14 protein-coding genes and 2 pseudogenes are annotated in these 21,912 nt (G+C 70.9%); 9 read left to right on the plus strand and 7 right to left on the minus strand.

What is annotated here, in order from left to right:
- Positions 1–200: 200 nt before the first annotated feature.
- Together ACPA54_RS22215 and meaB are read left to right on the plus strand one after the other, a co-directional pair.
- Complete coding sequence (locus ACPA54_RS22215; protein ID WP_423532406.1) at positions 201–1,388, plus strand: acetyl-CoA C-acetyltransferase; 1,188 nt, start codon at positions 201–203, stop codon at positions 1,386–1,388.
- Positions 1,389–1,528: 140 nt separating this feature from the next.
- Entirely contained in the window at positions 1,529–2,518 is a 990-nt protein-coding gene (meaB, locus tag ACPA54_RS22220; protein ID WP_423532408.1) for a methylmalonyl Co-A mutase-associated GTPase MeaB, read from the plus strand.
- Positions 2,519–2,651: 133 nt separating this feature from the next.
- On the opposite strand, the pseudogene ACPA54_RS22225 reads toward meaB, so the two are convergent.
- Positions 2,652–3,104 (minus strand): annotated as a pseudogene (locus ACPA54_RS22225) (MarR family winged helix-turn-helix transcriptional regulator); the annotation flags it as partial.
- Positions 3,105–3,229: 125 nt separating this feature from the next.
- Positions 3,230–4,063, minus strand: coding sequence for a DUF2127 domain-containing protein (locus ACPA54_RS22230; protein WP_423532410.1), 834 nt, complete (start codon positions 4,061–4,063; stop codon positions 3,230–3,232).
- A gap of 153 nt (positions 4,064–4,216) precedes the next feature.
- Here ACPA54_RS22230 and ACPA54_RS22235 point away from each other — a divergent pair.
- The 3 genes and pseudogenes from ACPA54_RS22235 to ACPA54_RS22245 all read left to right on the plus strand — a co-directional run.
- Positions 4,217–4,714, plus strand: a pseudogene (locus tag ACPA54_RS22235) (MarR family transcriptional regulator); the annotation flags it as partial.
- Positions 4,715–4,967: 253 nt separating this feature from the next.
- Positions 4,968–5,294 carry a DUF3817 domain-containing protein gene (locus tag ACPA54_RS22240; protein ID WP_423532412.1) on the plus strand — a complete coding sequence of 109 codons (327 nt, stop codon included), beginning with the start codon at positions 4,968–4,970 and terminating at the stop codon, positions 5,292–5,294.
- 92 nt (positions 5,295–5,386) lie between these two features.
- Positions 5,387–5,719, plus strand: a complete 333-nt coding sequence (locus tag ACPA54_RS22245) for a DUF3817 domain-containing protein (RefSeq protein WP_345673161.1) — start codon at positions 5,387–5,389, stop codon at positions 5,717–5,719.
- Positions 5,720–5,820: 101 nt separating this feature from the next.
- Here the strand turns inward: ACPA54_RS22245 and ACPA54_RS22250 are convergent, their stop codons facing one another.
- Complete coding sequence (locus ACPA54_RS22250) at positions 5,821–6,447, minus strand: TetR/AcrR family transcriptional regulator (protein WP_423532414.1); 627 nt, start codon at positions 6,445–6,447, stop codon at positions 5,821–5,823.
- Between the two features lie 400 nt (positions 6,448–6,847).
- On the opposite strand from ACPA54_RS22250, the gene ACPA54_RS22255 reads away from it, so the two are divergent.
- The 3 genes from ACPA54_RS22255 (at position 6,848) to ACPA54_RS22265 (ending at position 11,055) form a co-directional block, all read left to right on the plus strand.
- The gene (locus ACPA54_RS22255; protein ID WP_423532416.1) at positions 6,848–7,831 is read left to right on the plus strand and encodes a tetratricopeptide repeat protein; all 984 of its coding nucleotides are present in this window, start codon (positions 6,848–6,850) and stop codon (positions 7,829–7,831) included.
- A gap of 560 nt (positions 7,832–8,391) precedes the next feature.
- Positions 8,392–9,021 (plus strand): DUF6230 family protein, encoded by a 630-nt coding sequence (locus ACPA54_RS22260; RefSeq protein WP_345673164.1) that lies wholly within the window; start codon positions 8,392–8,394, stop codon positions 9,019–9,021.
- A gap of 111 nt (positions 9,022–9,132) precedes the next feature.
- Entirely contained in the window at positions 9,133–11,055 is a 1,923-nt protein-coding gene (locus ACPA54_RS22265) for a DUF6114 domain-containing protein (protein ID WP_423532418.1), read from the plus strand.
- Positions 11,056–11,222: 167 nt separating this feature from the next.
- On the opposite strand, the gene glgB is transcribed toward ACPA54_RS22265, so the two are convergent.
- From glgB to ACPA54_RS22285, 4 genes are read right to left on the minus strand one after another with little or no spacing between them, the layout of a single operon-like run.
- The gene (glgB, locus tag ACPA54_RS22270) at positions 11,223–13,607 is read right to left on the minus strand and encodes a 1,4-alpha-glucan branching protein GlgB (protein ID WP_423532420.1); all 2,385 of its coding nucleotides are present in this window, start codon (positions 13,605–13,607) and stop codon (positions 11,223–11,225) included.
- Positions 13,608–13,614: 7 nt separating this feature from the next.
- Positions 13,615–15,132, minus strand: a complete 1,518-nt coding sequence (locus ACPA54_RS22275; RefSeq protein ID WP_423532422.1) for a maltokinase N-terminal cap-like domain-containing protein — start codon at positions 15,130–15,132, stop codon at positions 13,615–13,617.
- Entirely contained in the window at positions 15,129–16,823 is a 1,695-nt protein-coding gene (gene treS / locus ACPA54_RS22280; protein WP_345673168.1) for a maltose alpha-D-glucosyltransferase, read from the minus strand. The genes ACPA54_RS22275 and treS overlap by 4 nt, the downstream gene beginning before the upstream one ends.
- Entirely contained in the window at positions 16,820–18,805 is a 1,986-nt protein-coding gene (locus tag ACPA54_RS22285; RefSeq protein WP_423532424.1) for an alpha-1,4-glucan--maltose-1-phosphate maltosyltransferase, read from the minus strand. The genes treS and ACPA54_RS22285 overlap by 4 nt, the downstream gene beginning before the upstream one ends.
- A gap of 482 nt (positions 18,806–19,287) precedes the next feature.
- Here ACPA54_RS22285 and glgP point away from each other — a divergent pair, with 482 nt between their 5' ends.
- Positions 19,288–21,912 carry an alpha-glucan family phosphorylase gene (glgP, locus tag ACPA54_RS22290; RefSeq protein WP_423532426.1) on the plus strand — a complete coding sequence of 875 codons (2,625 nt, stop codon included), beginning with the start codon at positions 19,288–19,290 and terminating at the stop codon, positions 21,910–21,912.

Genomic DNA, 21,912 nt, shown 5'->3' on the forward strand with positions numbered 1-21,912 from the left:
GGGTTACCTCTGGGTAGGTACCCTGCATGTCGAAGCGACACTAGAGCGACACTATGGATCGAGACCCCATCGGGTCTCCCGAGGTGGGTCGTGCGTTCCGTCACAACGGGACCCCTGCCGACCAAGCACCGCATCCGGGTATGTTTCCGCCCACACCCTCAACTTCCCATCAGGGCTGACCTTCTTAGGAGGCCACTGTCATGGCCGGTTCTGTCATCGTCGCGGGGGCTCGGACCCCCATGGGCCGTCTCCTCGGCTCGCTCAAGGGCTTCTCCGCGACCGACCTCGGCGGCATCGTGATCAAGGCCGCGCTGGAGCGCGCCGGCGTCACGGGCGAGCAGGTGCAGTACGTCATCCTCGGCCAGGTGCTGCAGGCCGGTGCCGGGCAGATGCCCGCCCGCCAGGCCGCGGTCAAGGGCGGCATCCCGATGAACGTGCCGTCGCTGACCATCAACAAGGTCTGCCTCTCCGGCCTCGACTCCATCGCGCTGGCCGACCAGCTCATCCGCGCGGGCGAGTTCGACATCGTCGTCGCGGGCGGCATGGAGTCCATGACCAACGCGCCGCACCTGCTGCCGAAGTCGCGCGAGGGCTTCAAGTACGGCGCGATCGAGATGCTCGACGCGATGGCGTACGACGGCCTCACCGACGTGTTCGACAAGATCCCGATGGGCGAGTCGACCGAGTACCACAACGCCAAGCTCGGCATCACGCGCGAAGAGCAGGACGAGTTCTCCGCCCGATCGCACCAGCGTGCCGCCGCCGCGCAGAAGAACGGCGTGTACGACGACGAGATCGTCCCGGTCGCCATCCCGCAGCGGAAGGGCGAGCCGGTGCAGTTCTCGGTCGACGAGGGCGTGCGTGCCGACACCACCGCGGAGTCGCTGGCCAAGCTCCGCCCGGCGTTCACCAAGGACGGCACCATCACCGCCGGCTCGGCGTCGCAGATCTCCGACGGCGCCTGCGCCGTCGTCGTCATGTCCAAGGCCAAGGCCGAAGAGCTGGGCCTCGAGTGGCTGGCCGAGATCGGCGCGCACGGCAACGTCGCGGGCCCGGACAACTCGCTCCAGTCGCAGCCGTCGAACGCGATCAAGCACGCGCTCGGCAAGCAGGACCTCACGGTCGACGACCTGGACCTCATCGAGATCAACGAGGCGTTCGCGTCGGTCGGCGTCCAGTCGATGCGCGACCTCGGCGTCGACGAGACGAAGGTCAACGTCAACGGCGGCGCGATCGCGCTCGGCCACCCGATCGGCATGTCCGGCGCCCGCGTGGTGCTGCACCTGGCGCTCGAGCTGAAGCGCCGCGGCGGCGGCACCGGCGCGGCCGCGCTGTGCGGCGGCGGCGGCCAGGGCGACGCCCTGATCCTCACGGTGCCGCGGAGCTGACGCGGACCGGACCACCACGACGCGCGGGCGGCCTGGCCGCCCGCGCGTCGCATTTGTTCGGGCGGGCGCCCGTTCGGGCGCCCGGGTACCCGGGCAGTGTGTGCTGAAGGCCGTGATTCGTGACCCGTGAAGGAGCTGCCGTGCCGCGGCGCACCGATGTACCGACGCTCGTCGCGCAGGCCCGGGACGGGCAGCCGCGCGCCGTGGCCCGGCTGATCTCGCTGGTGGAGGACGCCTCGCCGGTGCTCCGCGAGGTCATGGCCGCGCTCGCGCCGTACACCGGGCACGCGTACGTCGTCGGCCTCACCGGCCCGCCCGGTGTCGGCAAGTCCACGTCGACCTCGGCGCTGGTCGGCGCCTTCCGGGCGCGCGGCAAGCGGGTCGGCGTGCTGGCGGTCGACCCGTCGTCGCCGTTCTCCGGCGGGGCGCTGCTCGGCGACCGGATCCGCATGCAGGACCACGCGACCGACCCGGAGGTGTTCATCCGGTCGATGGCGTCCCGCGGCCACCTGGGCGGCCTGGCGTGGGCGACCCCGCAGGCGCTGCGGGTGCTGGACGCGGCCGGGTGCGACGTGATCCTCGTCGAGACGGTCGGCGTCGGGCAGTCGGAGATCGAGGTCGCGTCGGCCGCGGACACCACCGTCGTGCTGATGGCCCCCGGCATGGGGGACGGCATCCAGGCCGCCAAGGCCGGGATCCTCGAGATCGGCGACGTCTACGTGGTCAACAAGGCCGACCGGGACGGCGCGCAGACCACCGCGCGCGAACTCAACCACATGCTGTCCCTCGGCCCCGCCCGCGAGGCGGGTGCATGGCGGCCGCCGATCCTCAAGACCGTCGCCTCACGCGGCGAAGGCCTCGACGAGGTCGTCGAGGCCTTGGAAAAGCACCATGCGTGGATGTCCGGCAACGGCATGCTGCGCACGCGCCGCCAACGGCGGGTGCGCGCGGAAATCGAGGCCATCGCCCTGGCCGCCCTGCGCGCCCGCATGGGCGGCCTGTCGGCGGCCGGCGACGCGCTGGCCGACCGCGTGGTGGACGGCACGCTCGACCCCTACGCGGCGGCCGACGAGCTGGTGGCCGGACTCGGCGCGGGGCAGCCGAGCGCGGGGCAGCCGAGCGTGGGGTGAGCGGGCGCGGGGCAGCCGGGCGCGGAGCGGCTCAGCGCGGCGCGACGGCCTCGGCCGTCCCGGGCCGCGGCTTCGGCCGCGCTCCGGCGCGCTCGCCCGCCAGCGACGGGCAGGTCGCCCCGTTGTCGACGCCGCGCAGGTGCTCGACGACGTCCGCGAAGGCCTCCAGGATGGCCCGCTTCTGCTCGTCGGTCAGCAGGTCCAGATAGTGCCGCCGGACGCTCTCCACGTGGTCGGGCGCGGCCTTGACCAGCCGGTCCCAGCCCGCGTCGGTGAGCACCGCCCACTGGCCGCGCCGGTCCGAGTCGCAGCTCTCGCGCACCACCAGCCCCGCGTTCTCCATGCGGGTCATCTGGTGCGACAGGCGGCTCTTCGACTGGTGGCTCAGGCCCGCCAGCTCGGTCAGCCGGATGCGGCGTTCGGGAGCCTCGGACAGCCGGACGAGGATCTCGTAGTCGTGCATGGTCAGGCCGTGCTGCTGGAGGTCGCGTTCCAGGTACAGAGGAAGCAGATTGAGCACGCCCAAGGAGGCCCGCCACATCTGCTGTTCTTCGTCGCTCAGCCAGCGAGTCTCCGGTTCGTTCATGAGACCAGGGTACCTCGTTCAGTTGAACATTCAATAATGTTTGGCGCCGCACGATCGCGTTCGGGGAACCGGCCTTCCGTCCGATCCCCCAAAGCAATAACACCGTAAAAACGGCGCGCCATCCATCACCCGACCGGTTTGGCCGCCTCCATCGCCGGCGGACCGCCCTGGCCGACCAGGCGCTCCTGCCACGGCTGGCGCACCGGACCGCCGTGCGCGGCGTCCTGGACCTCCAGCAGCGACTCCTCGCGGCGCGCCGCCTCGAACGCGGCATGGCCGCCGCGCACCCCGAAGAGCCGTTTCGCGACCACGATGTAGAGGACGGCGAGGATGTTGAGGACGAGCGTGGCGATCTTGACGTAGCTGATCTTCTCGGTCAGCTCGTAGACCTCCAGCGGCAGGAACATCGCCGTGGCGACCACCGTGAGGTACTCGGCCCAGCGCTTCACCATCCACAGGCCGACCGCTTCGACGATCTCGATGACCGCGTACACGGCGAGGCCGACGGCGACGTACACCAGCGTCGAATGCTTGTACTCGAACGTCTTGCGGATCGACTCGACGATCGGCGAGTGGTCGAGGTCCCAGCCGTAGCGCTGCGCCAGCGGCTTGAGCAGCGTGACGTCCTCCTCGAAGACCCGGCGCACCGAGTCGCGCGAGTTGCTGAAGCGCCACACACCGTAGGCCGCGGCCAGTACCAGCACCCCGCGCAGCGCCCGCTCGATGGCGAGGAAGCGCAGGATCAGCACGTCGCGCAGCGCGCGGCCGCGCAGCACCTCCGGGGCCTCCTCGGCAGGGCCGGTGCCCTTGGGGCCGCCGAGGACGAAGTCGCCGCAGCGCAGGCAGCGCCAGGCCTCGCCCATGGGCGTCTCGGTCTGCAGGCGAGCCCGCAGCGCGGGCTCGTCGGGGGCGTAAGTCTCATGTCCGCGGCGTGCGCAGGCTCGGCGATTCCAGTCCACCTCGCGCACGGTAGGGGCGCGGGGACATCACGCGCAGTCCATCGGTTAACGGGCGCGTCAAGGGCGAGTCATCAAAAGGTGAAGGCCGGGTGGGGGTGGCCGTATTGTGGGCGCTTCGTACCCGTCGGTAGGAATCGGGGCTACGCTGCGCCCGTGTCCAAGCCGCTGAACCTTCCCTTCGACCCGATCGCCCGCGCCGCCCAATCCTGGGAGCGGCACTGGGGCCCGTGCCCCCCGATGGCCGCCATCACGTCGATCATGCGGGCCCAGCAGATCCTGCTCGCGGAGGCGGACGCGGTGCTCAAGCCGTACGGGCTCACCTTCGCCCGCTACGAGGCTCTCGTGCTGCTCACGTTCAGCCGCACCGGCGCGCTGCCGCTCTCCAAGATCGGCGAGCGCCTGATGGTGCATCCGACGAGCGTGACGAACACCATCGACCGCCTGGAGAAGTCCGAGTTCGTCGCCCGCCGCCCCAACCCCCGGGACGGCCGCGGCATCCTGGCCACCATCACCGACAAGGGCCGCGACGTCGTCGAACGCGCCACCGCCGAGCTGATGGCCAACGACTTCGGGCTCGGCGTGTACGACGCCGAGCAGTGCGCCGAGATCTTCCGCGTCCTGCTGCCGCTGCGCGTCGACGCGGGCGACTTCACCCCGGACGAGGAGCCGGCCCAAGAACAGGCCCAAGAACAGGCCCAAGAACAGGCCGAAGAACAGGCCGAGGGGCGGGCCGGGGAACCGGTCGGGGGCGCGGCCGGAGAGCCGGTCGGGAAGCCGGGCGAGGAGGCCGCCGCGGTGCCGGAACAGGGGGCCGATTCGGAGCCTGCGGGGAGCGCGACGTAGTCTGCTTGCGCGCTCGTGAATCGGAGCGCAAACGTGGCGAAACGTCGATGAAGGTGTACCCGTGAAGCCTGCTGTCCTGACCCGCTACCGCGTGATGGCCTACGTCACCGGTGTATGGCTGCTCCTGCTCTGCCTGTGCATGGTCTTCAAGTACGGCTTCGACATGGGCGCCACCCTCACCCTGTACGTCAGCCAGTTGCACGGCCTCTTCTACATGATCTACCTGGTCACCGCGTTCGACCTGAGCATGAAGATGAAGTGGCCGGTCGGGCGCATGCTGGCGATCATGCTCGCCGGAACCCTCCCCGGTGCGTCGTTCGTTGCCGAGCGGAAGGTCGTCGAGTCCGTCCGGGAGAACGGACGGGCCCCGGAGCCGGTCCAGGCCTGACGCCCCGCCGGGCCCCGTCGAAGCGCGGGTCCGGCCCCTCCCGCGGAGTGCCGGTTCGGCCACTCCGAACCGCCGTATCCGAAGGTGAACTCATGCTGTCCAACCCCGTGTCCCGGTTCCGGCTGGTCGCGACCCTCGAAGGCCTGTCCTTCCCGGCGCTGCTGATCTTCGGATCGCTGCTCAGCCGCATCTCCGACATCGACTACCTGATGATGCCGCTGGGCCTCATCCACGGTGTGCTGTTCGTCGCGTACATCCTGCTGGCCCTCGACCTGCGCACGAAGCTCGGCTGGGACGGCAAGAAGACGGCGATCGCGATCGCCTGGGCGATCCCGCCGTTCGGCAGCTTCTACTTCAAGGCCAAGGCCAAGGACGAACTCGACGCCGCCGAGCGCGCCGAGGCCCCCGCGGCCGCGTCGGCCTGACGCCGTCCGGGCCGGTAGGCGGCCCGGGCACCCGCCGGCAAACGAAGGGCCGGCCGCGCATCGCGTGGCCGGTCCCTTCGCGTTCCTCCGCGGGTTCCGGATCAGTCCGCGGGCAGGCCCTCCGCCGTCCCCATCAGTCCCGCGCCGACGAACGCCACGAACTTCTTCACCCACACGTCCGCGGCCGGTTCGGCGCTCACCAGCATGTGCTGCACGACCGTCCCCGCGATGATGTCGAAGACCAGGTCCACGTCGATCGCGTTCGCCGCGGTCGTCTCGCCGCGGGCGCGGGCCTGCGCGCGGCCCTCGACCACCAGGCGCTTCTGCGGGTCGACGATGACCTCCCGGACCCGTAGCCGGAGTTCCGGGTCCCGGGTGGAGTCGGCGACCAGGCCCATGAGCGCGGTCTGCATCTCCGGGCGGGCCAGCAGCGCCGCGAACTGGCGCACCACCGACTCCAGATCGGCCGCCAGATCGCCGCAATCGGGCAGGTGGAGCGTGTCGAGCATGTCCGCCACCGCGGCCAGCACGAGTTCCTGCTTGGACGCCCAGCGCCGGTACAGCGTGGTCTTGGCGACGCCCGCGCGGACCGCGACGTCCCCGATGGTGAGCGCCGCCCACCCGCGGTCCGCGAGCAGCGCGCGCGTCGCGTCGAGGATTGCGTCGTCCGCCTCCGGACTGCGCGGCCGGCCCTTGCGGGACGCCGCGCCGGTGCCGTTCTCGCTCATGTGTCGCTCATGCCGATCCGCGGGAGGCCGGGATACGTCCCGGTACGGCCCGTCAGGTTACCGGCTCGTAACGTCAGCGTCGATGATCGCCGTCACAGGACTTGCGGGCATATGAACCGGACGGTCGCGTGAGCCAATTCACAGGCCGAAACCCCTTGATTTTCGGCGGCGGCACTTGCGGCGGACGCCCGCTTCCCCGTTACGCTACGGGTCGTAGCGAATCACGGTGCCTGGATGGGGATTCGAGCACGCCGATCGCTGCCTGCCCGCGGCCGCACGGCCCGGAACGCCGCCCCGCACGCCTCGCGGGGGTGTCCCGGACGCGGCCGCGACCACCTTGCGGGGTGAATGGGGCCGACCCGTGCGCCGCGCGGGCCCGCCACGGGGGAAGATAGGGCCTATGCAGCCACGAAACATGTCGATGCGCGGGGTTGTCGACCTCGGCGCGGTCAAGGCGGCGTCCGACGCCGCCGCGCAGCGAGCCGCACGGGCGGCCAGCGCCCCGCAGGGTGGCGCTGACCAAGGCGCGGGCTCCGGAGAGTTCGTCTTCGACCTCACCGAGGAGAACTTCGACTCGGTCCTCGCGTTGTCCCAGCAGGCTCCGGTGGTGCTGGAGTTCTCCTCGCAGCGCTCGCCGCACAGCATCGAGCTGGGCGCGGTGTTCGACCTCCTCGCCGCGGAGTACGCGGGCCGCTTCGTGCTCGCCCGCCTGGACATCGACGCCACCCCGCAGCTCGCCCAGGAACTCGTCATGCAGGCCGGCGTGCAGGGCCTGCCCGCCGCGGTCGCGGTGGTCGGCGGCCAGCTGGCCCCGATGTTCGACCGCGCCGCGCCCACCGAAGAGCAGCTCCGCGGCATCCTCGACCAGCTCATCGCGGTCGGCGAGCAGCGGTTCGGGCTGACCGGCCTGGCCGGCGCCCCGGGCGGCGCTCGCGACGGCGAGGAGCAGGACGAGGGCGCCGAGCCGCTGGGCGACCCGCTGCTCGCCCCGGCCGAAGAGGCGCTGGACGCGGGCGACTTCGCGGGTGCCGCGCAGGCGTACCGGAATGTGCTGGCCGAGTACCCCGCGCACACCGAGGCGAAGCTGGCGCTCGGGCAGGTCGAGCTGCTCCTGCGCACGCAGGACGTCGACGCCGCCGCGGCACGGCAGAAGGCCGCCGACGCCCCGACGGACGTGGACGCGCAGGCGGTCGTCGCGGACCTCGACATCGCCGGCGGGCACGTCGAGGACGCCTTCGGCCGGATGGTCGAGACCGTGCGCCGCACGGCGGGCGACGACCGCAACAAGGCACGTGTCCACCTGCTCGGTCTCTTCGACCTGGTCGGTTCGGACGACCCGCGCGTGATCAAGGCGCGGGCGGCGCTGACCAGCGTGCTGTTCTGACCGGCGATTTATCGCCATTGGAGTTCGCGGATCCCCGCGGCTTTCCGGATCTCCGGAACGCCGCGGGGATCTTGCGTTTGCCGCCCGGCTCCGGCGGCCCACCTGGAGTCTTTGCAAATCTTTGACCGTGTGTGCTTTCGGTGGCTGTGGGTGCGCTGCGCGTTGTCGCAATTTACGACAAGCAGGTCAAAATACCCCAGCCGAATCCGGCCGCTATTACTCCGGGTAACACGCCGCTGCGCACCCGGTAGCAGGAACGTGTTCTCGTCCATTACTTGCCGGTAACAAGACTCTTGTGCCGCGGCCCACAGTGGGCCACGATCGGCCCGCTCGGTCCATCCGTTCCGCCCCGGCAGCCGGCCGGGTCCGGCCGGACGGACCTCATCCCCATCCAGGCCCGTGCCGGTCCTCCGCTCAGACGACCACGGACAGGTACGGCCTCCGGCCCCCTTGCTCGACGCGCACGCGCGACAACGGGGCTTGCTTTGTCGTCCTTTGCGTCCCCGTGCGCAGCGCCGCCCCGGCCGCGTACGGACGGAACCTGTCCCCTAAGGAGGACCATGGCCAAGTCCAAGGCCGCGGCCGGCCGCACGCGCTGGAAGCGGTTCGGTCTGGCGCTCATCCCGACGACCGCGGTGATCTCGGGCCTCATGGTCGCGGCGGCGAACGGTGCGATCCCGGTGTCGTTCGCGATCTCCGGCACCGCGTTCAAGGTGTCCGGCGACAAGATGGTCGCCACCGACGTCACCCAGTACGGCGGCATCGCCAAGACCGGGAGCGGCAAGAACGACGACGCGAAGCCGAACATCTACTCGGGCTTCGCGCACGCCGAGTTCGACAACCTGTGCCAGTCGGTGAAGATCCCGCTGCCGTTCTCGATCCTGGGCCACGACTCGGTGGTCATGGTCATCAAGTCGGGCGGCACCGCGAAGGCCGACAACATGGTCGCCAACCTGGCGCAGCTCCAGGGCGAGGCCACATTCAAGGGCGTCGACATCGGCATCGACGGACAGGCGACGACCAAGGGCCCGATCGGCGGCAAGGCTCCGGCGCCCGGCATGTTCGCCCAGCAGGTCGACACCGTCATCGTGAACAACCCGCGCCAGACCGTCTACGGCGTCAGCGCGGAGACGTTCTACCTGCCGAGCCTCGACCTGTCGGTCAACTTCGACAACAAGGAATGTTTCTGATCGGACGTACGCGGGGGCGGCGCCACGGCACTCCGTGCACCCGGCCCGCCCCCGCACCCGCCCGCACTCGGGGTGACATGTCGATCCAGGCGCCTCCCACTGGAGCTTTTCGTGAGTAGCACCCAGCCGCAGGCCACTCCTCCGCCGGAGGGGATGCCGCAGACCTCGCACGCCAAGGCCGACCGGGCCGACGACGGGCCGAAGTTCCGCGGCCCGTTCAAGCGGGAGCGCCGCCGGGTCCACGAGTGGCGGCACGCCCGGCCGTTCTGGGCGGGGTTCTTCATCCTGCTCGGGTCCGTGCCGATCCTGTACTTCCCGTACGCCACGCTGCGGCTGGGCGACGTCAGCGTCACGATGACCACGATGGCGGGCGCGGCCTCGGCGATCATCGGCACGATGCTGATCCTGCTGGCCGTGATGATCTGGTTCCAGCCGCAATTCCGGATATACGCCGGCGTCGTGGCGCTGGTCTGCGGGTTCATCTCGTTCATCACGTCGAATCTCGGCGGCTTCTTCATGGGGCTGCTCTCCGTGTCGATCGGCGGCACCCTGGCCCTGGCCTGGGCGCCGGACGAGGACGCGGAGGACGACGCGGACCCGGCCGACCCGGCGTCCGGCGACGGCGGCGGCGGCGGGGAATCCGACCTGCTGGACGGGCCGCACGACGGGCTCGACATCTTCGTGCCGCCGCCCGCACCGCCCGTCCCTCCGTCGACCGGCGAGACCACCGCGGTCCAACCCGCGGTATCGCCACCGCCGATTCCGCCGCAGCCTGCGTCCGAACCCGCACACCAGCCGGCCCCGCGGGCCGGCGGGAACGGCGGCGGCCTGGGGGAACCCTGGGCCGGGTCGGCGCCTAGCCGCCCCGGCAGCACCCCCGACCCGCTGAACGGCTCGTCCCGGCCGCTGCACGGCGCGGCCAAGTTCACCGCGATCGCCGGCTTCCCGGCGGTGGCCCTGGTGGCCGCACTGCTGCCGATGGCCGGGCCGAGCGACCCGCTCCCGCCCAACCCGTTCGCGGACGGGCCGTGCGCGAGCGCGTCGCCGTCGGCGTCCGCTTCGGCTTCGGCCTCCGCGTCGCCTTCGGCATCGGCATCGGCATCACCGTCGGCTTCGGCGTCGGCTTCGGCGGGCAAGGCGACGGCCAGGGCGGCGAGTTCCGCACCGGCCAAGGCGAGCTCCGGAACGCCGGCCGCGGCACCGCAGGGCGTCGCGCCGCAGGCCGCCGCACCCGGCGCCACCCCGCAGCCATCGGGCACGCCGACCACGGCCAAGCCCGGTCTGTTCGACCCGCTCAAGGACCTGCTGTCGCCGATTCTGTCGCCGCTGCTGCCAAAGGCGCCCACGACGGCGCCGCCCGCGGTGGCTCCGGCGGCGACGTCCGCACCGAGTACGCCCGTCCCGGGTCCGACCACGCCGTCGGCGGCACCGACCGGTGCGGCCCCGTCGACCACCAAGGCGACGGCCAAGCCGACCGCCACGCCGAGGGCCGAGCCGTCCGGTTCCGCCTCGCCGTCGGCGTCCGCGTCAGCGACGGGGGACAAGCCCGCGTACCCGTGTCCGACCGAGGTTCCGCTGAACGCCAAGGCGGCGGCCCCTGGGGAGCCCGTCCTGCCGGACGAGCCGTGGATCCTCAGGACCAGCCTGCTCGCGATGGCCGGCATGGACTACAAGGGCGTCGTCAACGTCACCACCGGCAGCGGCAAGACCAAGCCGGTGCTGAAGTTCGAGGTCAGTGGCGGCGTGGACATCTGGAACCTGGACATGACGTCGCCGGAGGAGAACGGGCAGCACCTCCACGTGTTCTCCACGAACAACGTCAAGTCCTACATGAAGGACGGCACGGTCACGTTCTACACCGAGAGCCTGAAGGGCAACCTCTTCGGCCTCATCCCGGTCGAGTTCACCCCGACCACCCCGCCGCCGCTGAACGTCCCGGTGGCGTTCTTCACCAACGTCACCGTCACCCAGGCCGGCCAGACCGGCGCCACGCTGGTGATCCCGGACATGACGATGCGGATCGAGAAACCCTGAACCACCCCTGAACCACCCCTGAACCACTCCCCGCAAAACGGACCGGCCGGCGTCTCTGGTGGATGAGACGCCGGCCGGTCCTCTTTGTGCCGTCGGTGCCGTCGGTGCTGTCTGTGCCGTGGATGCCGGTGCAGGCAGGGGGGCACCGGCGCGGCGCCGGCGCCCGGTCAGTGCGGCTTGAGCCAGACCGTGGCCAGCGGCGGCACCGTGATCGTCGCCAGGCCGGACTCGTCGGCGACGATGTCCTGCGGGTTGCGCACGTCGCTGCCGCCGTAGACCGCGGCGTCGCTGTTGAGGACCTCGCGCCACACGCCCGGCTGCGGCAGCCGGATGCCGAAGCCCGGCCGCACCACGGGGGAGAAGTTGACGACCGCGACCAGGAGTTCGCCGTCCGCGCCGTGCCGGATGTAGGACAGCAAGTTGTCCGCCGCGTTGCCGCCGTCGATCCAGGTGAAGCCGTCCGGCGTGGTGTCGCGCGACCACAGCGCCGGGTTGTCCCGGTAGACCATGTTGAGGTCGCGGACCAGGTGCTGGACGCCCTGGTGCTCGGCGTGGTCGAGCAGCCACCAGTCCAGGCCGTGCGCCTCCGACCACTCCGCGTCCTGGGCGAACTCGGTGCCCATGTAGAGCAGCTGCTTGCCCGGGTGCGACCACATGAAGCCCAGGTACGCCCGCACGTTCGCCATCTGCTGCCACCGGTCGCCGGGCATCTTGTGCAGGAGCGACTGCTTGCCGTGCACCACCTCGTCGTGGCTGATCGGCAGGACGTAGTTCTCCGACCACGCGTACATCAGCGAGAAGGTGATCTCGTTGTGGTGGAACTGCCGGTGGATCGGCTCCTTCTGGATGTATACCAGCGAGTCGTGCATCCAGCCCATGTTCCACTTCAGGCCGAAGCCCAGCCCGCCGTGGTCGGTCGGCCGCGTCACGCCGTCCCACGCGGTGGACTCCTCGGCGATGGTGACGATGCCCGGCATCCGCCGGTACAGCGTCGCGTTCATCTCCTGGAGGAACCGCACGGCGTCCCAGTTCTCCCGGCCGCCGTGCTCGTTCGGCGCCCAGTCGCCGCCCTCGCGCGAGTAGTCGAGGTACAGCATCGAGGCGACCGCGTCGACGCGGATGCCGTCGATGTGGAACTCCTTGGCCCAGAAGACCGCATTCGCCACCAGGAAGTTCCGGACCTCGTGGCGGCCGTAGTCGAAGACCAGCGTGCCCCAGTCGGGGTGCTCGCCGCGCCGCGGGTCGGGGTGCTCGTACAGCGGCGTCCCGTCGAACCGGGCGAGCGCCCAGTCGTCCTTCGGGAAGTGCGCGGGGACCCAGTCGACGATCACGCCGATGCCCGCCTGGTGCAGCGCGTCGACGAGCATCCGGAACTCGTCCGGCGAGCCGAACCGCGACGTCGGCGCGTAGTACGAGGTGACCTGGTAGCCCCACGAGCCGCCGAACGGGTGCTCGGCGACCGGCATGAACTCCACGTGCGTGAAGCCCATGTCGCGGACGTACCGGGGCAGCTCCGCGGCCAGTTCGCGGTAGGACAGGCCGGGCTTCCACGATCCGAGGTGGACTTCGTAGACGCTCATCGGCTGCGCGTGGTGCAGGCGGCCGGCGCGCGACGCCATCCACGCGTCGTCGCCCCACGCGTACCACGACGTCGACACGACGGACGCGGTCTGCGGCGGCGCCTCGGTCGCGAACGCGAGCGGGTCGGCCTTCTGGCGCAGGTGCCCGTCCCGGCCGAGGATCTCGAACTTGTACGTCGCACCGTCCGCGATGTCCGGGACGAACAGCTCCCAGACGCCGGAACGCCCCAGCGAGCGCATCGGGAAGCCGGTGCCGTCCCAGTAGTTGAAGTCGCCGACCAGGCGGACGCCCTGCGCGTTCGGCGCCCACACCGCGAACGCCGTGCCGGTCACCGTCCCGCCGGGCGTCTCGTACGCCCGCACGTGGGCGCCGAGCACCGTCCACAGCTCCTCGTGCCGGCCCTCGCTGATGAGGTGCAGGTCCAGCTCGCCGAGCGTGGGCAGGAACCGGTACGGGTCGTCCACCGCGAGCACGGTGCCGTCCTCGTAGGTGACCTCCAGCCGGTAGTCCGGCACGGGCGCGCCCGCCGGGGCGGGCAGCAGGCCGTTGAACAGGCCCTCCGCCTCGTGCGGCAGTTCGTACCGTTCGGTGCCGACCACCGCGACGACGCGTTCCGCCCACGGGCGGAGCACGCGCAGCGAGACGCCGTCCTTCCCGGGGTGCGGGCCGAGCACGGAGTGCGGGTCGTAGTGCGCGGCGTCCAGCAGGCGCCGCAGCTCGCCCTCGTCGACCGGGGTTCCGGGGCGCGCCCGGACCGCATCGCCCGGCGCGGCCGCGGCGGCGGGCACGGCGGCGGGCACGGCGGGCGCGGCGGACCCGTTCGCGCGGCCGTTCGCGCGGCCGGGCTCGGGGCCGGACTCCGGTGCGGACCCCGGGGCGGAGTCCACGGGGCCGACCAAGTGAGTGGGCGTCACGGTATTGACCTCCAAGGTGCGGCGGGACAGGGACGAAGCCGGGGGAACACGGGGCACCACCGCGTCAGCCGGCGGGTGAGCTTTGCGGCGACCGCTCGGCAAGGCGGCGGATCGCGGACATCGGGACGGGCAGCCACGTGGGGCGGTTGCCGGACTCGTAGACGACCTCGTAGACCGCCTTGTCGGTCTCGAACGCGCGCAGCAGCACCGGTTCGGCGCGCGGGTCGACGGCACCGGCCTTCGCGTACCCGGCGCAGAACGCGTCGCGGTTGCGCAGCGCCCACTCCTCCGCACGGCGCACCAGATGCGGTGCGGGGGCGCCGGATTGGCCGGTGCGGCGCTCGGCGAGGAGGTGCCGGGCGGCGTAGTCGAACGACCGCAGCATCGCCGCCACGTCGCGCAGCGGCGAGTGCAGCGCGCGCCGCTCGACCAGCGGCTGCGCGGGTTCGCCTTCGAAGTCGATGAGCACCCACCGGGTCGACGTGCGCATGACCTGGCCGAGATGGAAGTCGCCGTGCACGCGCTGCAGCGGCACCGGATGGTCCTCGCGGCGCAACTGCGCCAAGTCGCGGTAGGCGTCGCGCAGCCGGTCGGTGTACGGCTCCAGCTCGGGGACGCGCTCGGCGGCCGCGTCCAAGCGCCGGCTCATCTGCTCGGCGAGGCTCTGCAGCTCGTCCTCGCCCGCGATCGCGGTGGGCAGCGTGCGGGCCAGATCGGCGTGCACCTCCGCGGTGGCCACGCCGAGGCGGAAGGACTCGCCCGCGAAGTCGCCGCCGACCTCGTGGGCGTGCAGCGGCTCGGTGCCGCCGCCGATGCCGAGCAGGTCCTGGTCGGCGTACAGGTCGCGCACCGAGGTCTTGGCCAGCTCCCAGCCGTCCGTGCCGGTGCGCAGGTACTCCTGGAGCAGACCGAGCGTCGTGGCCTCGCCTTCGAAGTCGGCCTCGAACCAGGCGACCGGCTGCGGGATGCGCCGCGAGCCGGCGCCCGCGAGCGCCAGGCACAGTTCCAGGTCCGGGTTGACGCCGGGGGTGAGGCGACGGAACAGCTTGAGGATCACGTCGTCGCCGAACACGATCGACGTGTTCGACTGCTCGGCGCCGACCACCAGGCCCGCGAGCCGGCCGCGCGGCGCGCGTTCCGCGCAGCGCTGGAACACCAGCGGGCCGACCTCGCACGGATCGCCCGCGTCCGCGGCGGCAAACCGTTCCAGCAACCACGTGGTCAGCTCGCTGTCGTGCGCGGCGTCGTACAGCACCGCGCCGGCGGCCGGGTCGCCGCCGACCCGGCCGATCGTCGCGTGGTCGAGCCGGTCCACCCGCCACCGGCGCACGCCGAGCAGCAGCTGGTAATGGTCCACCGCGGCCGGCAGGCCGCGGGTGCCCTCCAGCGCGACGCCGAGGACGAGGTGGAACATCCCCGGATCGCCGCGCACCAGTTCGACCGCGGACACCACCTCGACCCCGCGGATCGTCCGGCCTTTGCCGGCGAACCATCTCTGCCGCGGCAGCCACGGCAGCAGCTGCGCGCACACCGCCTCGGCGGGAATGCCGCGCAGGTCCTGGGGTCGGGTGGAGTGAGTCACAGCGTCCGCGCCCCTCGCGTGAGTCGGAACCAGTAGAAGCCGTGTCCGGCGAGCGTCAGCAGGTACGGCAGCTCGCCGATCGCGGGGAAGGTCACCCCGCCGAGCAGTTCGACCGGCTGGTACGTCTCGAACTGCCGCAGGTCCAGCTCGGTCGGCTGGGCGAAGCGCGAGAAGTTGTGCACGCACAGCACGACGTCGTCCTCGTACTCGCGCAGGAACGCCAGCACGGACGGGTTGGACGAGGCCAGTTCGTTGTAGACGCCCAGCCCGAACGCCGGATTCTGCTTGCGCACCTCGATCATCCGGCGGGTCCAGTGCAGCAGCGACGACGCGCTGCTCATCTGCGCCTCGACGTTGGTGACCTGGTAGCCGTAGACCGGGTCCATGATCGTCGGCAGGTACAGCCGGCCCGGGTCGCAGGCGGAGAAGCCCGCGTTGCGGTCCGGCGTCCACTGCATCGGGGTGCGCACGCCGTCCCGGTCGCCGAGCCAGATGTTGTCGCCCATGCCGATCTCGTCGCCGTAGTACAGGACCGGAGAGCCGGGCAGCGACAGCAGCAGGGCGGTGAACAGCTCGATCTGGTTGCGGTCGTTGTCGAGCAGCGGCGCGAGGCGGCGGCGGATGCCGACGTTGGCGCGCATGCGCGGGTCCTTGGCGTACTCCGCGTACATGTAGTCGCGTTCTTCGTCGGTGACCATTTCGAGGGTCAGCTCGTCGTGGTTCCGCAGGAAGATGCCCCACTGGCAGTTCAGTGGGATCGACGGGGTGCCGGCCAGGATCTCCGACACCGGGTAGCGCGACTCGCGGCGGACCGCCATGAAGATGCGCGGCATGACCGGGAAGTGGAACGCCATGTGGCACTCGTCGCCGTCGCCGAAGTAGTCGACGACGTCCTCGGGCCACTGGTTGGCTTCGGCGAGCAGCACCGTGTCCGGGTACTTGTCGTCGATCTCCTTGCGGACCCGCTGCAGGAACTCGTGGGTCGCCGGGAGGTTCTCGCAGTTGGTGCCCTCTTCGGCGAACAGGTACGGGACCGCGTCGAGGCGGAACCCGTCGATGCCGAGGTCGAGCCAGAACCGCAGGCCCGCCAGCATCTCCTCCTGCACCCGCGGGTTCTCGTAGTTGAGGTCCGGCTGGTGGCTGAAGAAGCGGTGCCAGAAGTACTGCTTGCGGACCGGGTCGTAGGTCCAGTTGGACGACTCGGTGTCGACGAAGATGATCCGGGCGTCCTCGTACTGCTTGTCGTCGTCGGCCCAGACGTAGTAGTCGCCGTAGGGGCCGTCCGGGTTGTTGCGCGACTCCTGGAACCACATGTGCTGGTCGCTGGTGTGGTTCATGACGAAGTCGATGATGATCCGCATGCCGCGTTTGTGGGCGGCGTCCACGAACTCCACGAAGTCCGCGAGGTCGCCGAACTCGGGAAGAACCGCGGTGTAGTCGGAGACGTCGTAGCCGCCGTCGCGCAGCGGGGACGCGAAGAAGGGCGGCAGCCACAGGCAGTCGACGCCGAGCCACTGGAGGTAGTCCAGCTTGGCGGTCAGGCCTCGCAGATCGCCGACGCCGTCGCCGTTGCTGTCCTGGAAGGAGCGGACGAGGACTTCGTAGAAGACCGCCCGCTTGAACCACAAGGGGTCGCGTTGGCTGCGCGGCGTGTCGTCGAACGTGTCGGCGATGGGTTCATTGACGATCACGGGTTGTTCCTCCGGACCGAGAAGAGATGCGCGGGTTCATCGGCGGGGTCCAGACGGACGTAATTCCGCTGGCCCCAGCGGTAACTCGCCCCGGTGAACGCGTCGTGCACCGGAAACGTGTCCTGCCAGTCCATGCCGAGGGCGGGCATGTCCAAGGACACGGTGGCCTCGTGCGTGGCATGGGGGTCGAGGTTGACGACCACCACCACGAGATCCTCTGCATCACCCGTGCGGGTGCGCTTGGAGAAGGCCATCACCGCATCGTTGTCGGTGTGGTGGAATTTCAGGTTTCGCAGGTGTTGCAGCGATGGATGGTGCCGGCGCACCCGGTTAAGGGTCGTGATGTAGGGCGCCAGTGAGCGGCCCTCACGCTCGGCGGCGGCCCAATCGCGAGGCCGGTACTGGTACTTCTCGGAGTCGAGGTACTCCTCGCTGCCCGGCGCGACCGCTCGGTGTTCGAACAGTTCGAAACCGGAATAGACGCCCCAGGTCGGGGACAGGGTGGCGGCGAGCACCGCGCGGATCTTGAACGCGGAGGGGCCGCCGTACTGCAGGTACTCGTGCAGGATGTCGGGGGTGTTGACGAAGAAGTTGGGCCGCATGTACGCGGCGGCGGGACCGGACAGCTCGGCGAGGTACTCCTCCAGCTCGTGCTTGCCGGTACGCCAGGTGAAGTACGTGTAGGACTGCTGGAACCCGATCCGGCCGAGCGTGTGCATCATCGCCGGACGGGTGAACGCCTCCGCCAGGAACACCACGTCGGGGTCGCGGCCGTTGATCTCGGAGATGACCTTCTCCCAGAACACCACCGGCTTGGTGTGCGGGTTGTCGACGCGGAACACGCGGACGCCGTGCGCCATCCAGAAGCGCAGGACCCGCAGCGTCTCGCGGACGATCCCGTTGAAGTCCTCGTCGAAGTTGATCGGGTAGATGTCCTGGTACTTCTTGGGCGGGTTCTCCGCGTAGGCGATCGAACCGTCCGCCCTTCGGGTGAACCAGTCGGGGTGCTTCTCGACCCACGGGTGGTCCGGGGACACCTGGAGGGCGAAGTCGAGGGCGACCTCCAGGCGCAGCTCGCGGGCGCGCGCGACAAAGGCGTCGAAGTCCTCGATGGTGCCCAGGTCGGGGTGGATGCTGTCGTGGCCGCCTTCCGGCGAGCCGATCGCCCACGGCGACCCGGGGTCGTACGGGCCCGCTTCCAGGCTGTTGTTCGGCCCCTTGCGGTAGGCGCGGCCGATCGGGTGAATCGGCGGCAGGTAGAGGACGTCGAAGCCCATCGCGGCGATCGCGGGCAGCCGCTCCATCGCCGTGCGGAAGTTGCCGGACACCGGCGGCCGCAGGCCCTCGGGGTCGACCTGGGCACCCTCCGAACGGGGGAACATCTCGTACCAGGACCCGAACAGCGCACGTTGCCGCTCCACTTGCAGCGGGTACCGCGGGCTCGACGTGATCAGGTCGCGCAGCGGGGACGCGGCCAAGGCCAGGGTCACCGCGGGGGCGAGCGCCGCATCGAGCCGCTCCTGCGCCGGACGGGTGACGTCGCGCAGCACGTCGACGGCGTCCAGCACCGGCGCGCGGCCCGCCCGCTTGGACACGCCCGCGGCGGCGCGCTCCAGCAGGAGGGCGCCTTCTTCGAGCACGAGTTCGGTGTCGATCCCGGCCGGGATCTTGATCCGCGCGGCGTGCCGCCACGTGCCGACCGGGTCGCTCCACGCCTCGACGGCGTACGACCACATGCCTTCGGCGGGCGGGGTGATCTCCACGCGGTAGCGGTCGGTGCCCGGCGCGGCCTCGGTCATCGGCAGGAACTGCCCGGCGCGGCCGCGGGGGTCGCGCAGCACCAGGTTCACCCCGAGCGCGTCGTGGCCCTCGCGGAACACCGTCGCGGCGACCTCGAAGGTCTCACCCACGACACAGCGCGCGGGGCGCGTGCCGCAGTCGACGAGGGGCTGGACGTCGAGGATGGGAATGCGACCGATCATCGGCTCCGGTCCTGATCTCGCGCGGACGGCTGGGGACTTCGCGGCCGGCGGCTTCGAGGCCGAGGACTTCGAAGCCGGAGCAGCCGCGGCGTGGGCGGCGGGCTTGGTTTCCGCGGCGCGGCCCGCTTCCTCCGCGGGCGCGGCGGGCGCGGAGGGGGCCTTCCGCGAGGCCCCGGCCGGCACGCCGGCACGCTTCCTGGCCGCACTGCTGCCCATGCCCACGCTCCTGCTCGACTGCCCGATAACGGGGATTGCACACGTGTACTCACCCGCGCAGAGGAGGCGGGCGAGTCGGGGACACGCTCTTTCAGCTCCAACGATCACGAGCCTGTGCGGGTGACGGCTCAAATGGCGCAATTACCGCACCATGCACCATTGGTAGGGGTGGTCTGCAAGACTTCCTGCAAGATTTTTCTTTTGCTGCAACCACAACGCATCCACTGTCGCAAGACGTGCCCGGTTCCGGCTAGTGTCTGATGGTTGTGAGAGCAATCCGCCGATTCACCGTGCGCACGGTTCTGCCCGCTCCGCTGGAGCCCCTGGGCGAACTCGCCATGAATCTCCGCTGGTCCTGGCACGCGGAGACGCGCGACCTGTTCGAATCCATCGACCCGGAGACCTGGGCGGCCGTCGGCCACGACCCCGTCCGGCTCCTCGGCGCGGTGCCGACCGGCAAACTCGCCGCGCTCGCCGAAGACCGCAGATTCCTCGCCCGGCTCGCCGTCGCGGCCGAGGACCTGACCGACTACCTGACCGGTGCGCGCTGGTACCAGTCGCTGCCGGAACCCGGCTCGGCGCCCGACGGGGCGCCCGCCGCGATCGCGTACTTCTCCCCGGAGTTCGGCATCACCGCGGCCCTGCCGCAGTACTCCGGGGGCCTGGGCATCCTGGCCGGCGACCATCTCAAGGCGGCCAGCGACCTCGGCGTGCCGATCATCGGCGTCGGGCTGCTCTACCGGCACGGCTACTTCCGCCAGTCGCTGTCCCGCGACGGCTGGCAGCAGGAGCGTTATCCGCTGCTCGACCCCAACGAACTGCCGCTCACCCTGCTGCGTTCCGCCGACGGGACGCCCGCCCGGGTGCGCATCGGCCTGCCCGGCAACCGCGAACTGCACGCCCGGATCTGGAAGGCCCAGGTCGGCCGGGTTCCGCTGCTGATGCTGGACTCGGACATCGAGGACAACGAGCCGTTCGAACGCGAGGTGACCGACCGGCTGTACGGCGGCACCAGCGAGCACCGGCTGCACCAGGAGATGCTGCTGGGCATCGGCGGTGTCCGCGCGGTCCGCGAGTTCTGCGCGATCACCGGCCACGCGCAGCCCGAGGTCTTCCACACCAACGAAGGCCACGCGGGGTTCCTCGGCATCGAACGCATTCGCGAGTTCCACGAGAGCGAGGGCCTCGACTTCGACGCCGCGCTCGAAGCGGTGCGGGCCGGCACGGTCTTCACCACGCACACCCCCGTCCCGGCCGGCATCGACCGGTTCGACCGCGAACTCGTCGCCAAGCATTTCGGCGGCGACAACGCGGTGCCGGGCGTCCCCGTGGAGCGCGTGCTCGGCCTGGGCGCGGAGTCGTTCCCGGGCGGCGAGACCGGCGTGTTCAACATGGCGGTCATGGGCCTGCGGCTCGCCCAGCGGGCCAACGGCGTCAGCAAGCTGCACGGCGACGTCAGCCGGGGCATGTTCGCCGGACTGTGGCCGGGATTCGACCTCGCCGAGGTCCCGATCGGCTCGATCACCAACGGCGTGCACGCGCCGACGTGGGTCGACCGCGACGTCCTCGACCTCGCCGCGCGCGAACTCGGCCCCGGCCTGGTCGAGGAAGCCCGCGGCTGGGAAGCCATCGGCAAGATCCCGGCCCGCGCGGTCTGGGACATGCGCCGCACGCTGCGCGGCAAGCTGGTCGCCGAGGCCCGGACCCGGCTGCGCGCGTCGTGGAAGCAGCGCGGCGCGGGCGACGCGGAACTCGGCTGGATCGACGAGGCCCTGGACCCGGACGTGCTGACCATCGGGTTCGCCCGCCGGGTGCCGTCCTACAAGCGCCTCACCCTGATGCTGCGCGACCCGGAGCGGCTGCGGTCGCTGCTGCTGCACCCGACCCGGCCGATCCAGATCGTGGTCGCGGGCAAGGCGCACCCGGCCGACGAGGGCGGCAAGAAGCTCGTCCGGGAGCTGGTGAAGTTCTCCGACACCGAGGACGTGCGGCACCGCATCGTCTTCCTGCCGGACTACGACATCGCCATGGCGCAGCACCTGTACCCGGGCTGCGACGTATGGCTCAACAACCCGCTGCGGCCGCTGGAGGCGTGCGGTACCTCGGGCATGAAGGCTGCGCTGAACGGGTGTCTCAACCTGTCGATCCTCGACGGGTGGTGGGACGAGTGGTTCGACGGTTCGAACGGCTGGGCGATCCCGACCGCGGACGGCGTCGAGGACCCGGACCGGCGCGACGACCTGGAAGCCAACGCGCTCTACGACCTGATCGAGAACCGGGTCGCGGCGCGGTTCTACGACCGGGGTCCGGAGGACCTGCCCGGCCGCTGGCTGGAAATGGTCCGGCACACGCTCGTGTCGCTCGGCCCGAAGGTGCTGGCGTCCCGCATGGTCAAGGACTACGTCAACGTGCTGTACGCGCCGGCCGCCCTGGCCGCGCGCTCGATGGCCACGGACGGCCTGGCCGGGGCGAAGACGCTGGCCGCCTGGAAGGCCGAGGTCCGCGGATCGTGGCCGCAAGTCCGGGTGGACCACGTCGAGTCGGCCGGGATAGGAGACGCCCCCGAGGTCGGCAACACGCTCGACCTGCGGGTCCTCGTCACCCTGGGCGACCTGCGGCCGTCGGACATCGAGGTCCAGGTCGTGCACGGCCGCGTCGACTCGACGGACGCGATCGTGGACGGCGCGTCGGTCCCGCTCAAGCCGGTCCGTCGCGACGAGCAGGGCCGCTGGCTGTACGAAGGCGCCCTCGCACTCGACCGCACAGGGCCGTTCGGTTACACCGTCCGAGTGATGCCCACCCACGCGCTGCTGGCGACCCCGGCCGAACTCGGCCTGATCGCCGTACCCGCGGAGGACGACGGGGTGGCGGACGGGCTGCCGTTGCGCTGA

Source organism: Uniformispora flossi (genome assembly GCF_049534875.1).
GTDB classification, from domain to species: Bacteria; Actinomycetota; Actinomycetes; order Streptomycetales; family Streptomycetaceae; genus Yinghuangia; species Yinghuangia aomiensis.

Excerpts from the sequence above, each read along its gene's own strand:
- ACPA54_RS22215 (WP_423532406.1), top strand. The coding sequence starts at position 201 with ATGGCCGGTTCTGTCATCGTCGCGGGGGCTCGGACCCCCATGGGCCGT.
- ACPA54_RS22250 (WP_423532414.1), bottom strand. The coding sequence starts at position 6,447 with ATGAGCGAGAACGGCACCGGCGCGGCGTCCCGCAAGGGCCGGCCGCGC.
- ACPA54_RS22255 (WP_423532416.1), top strand. The coding sequence starts at position 6,848 with ATGCAGCCACGAAACATGTCGATGCGCGGGGTTGTCGACCTCGGCGCG.
- ACPA54_RS22285 (WP_423532424.1), bottom strand. The coding sequence starts at position 18,805 with ATGATCGGTCGCATTCCCATCCTCGACGTCCAGCCCCTCGTCGACTGC.
- ACPA54_RS22260 (WP_345673164.1), top strand. The coding sequence starts at position 8,392 with ATGGCCAAGTCCAAGGCCGCGGCCGGCCGCACGCGCTGGAAGCGGTTC.
- ACPA54_RS22245 (WP_345673161.1), top strand. The coding sequence starts at position 5,387 with ATGCTGTCCAACCCCGTGTCCCGGTTCCGGCTGGTCGCGACCCTCGAA.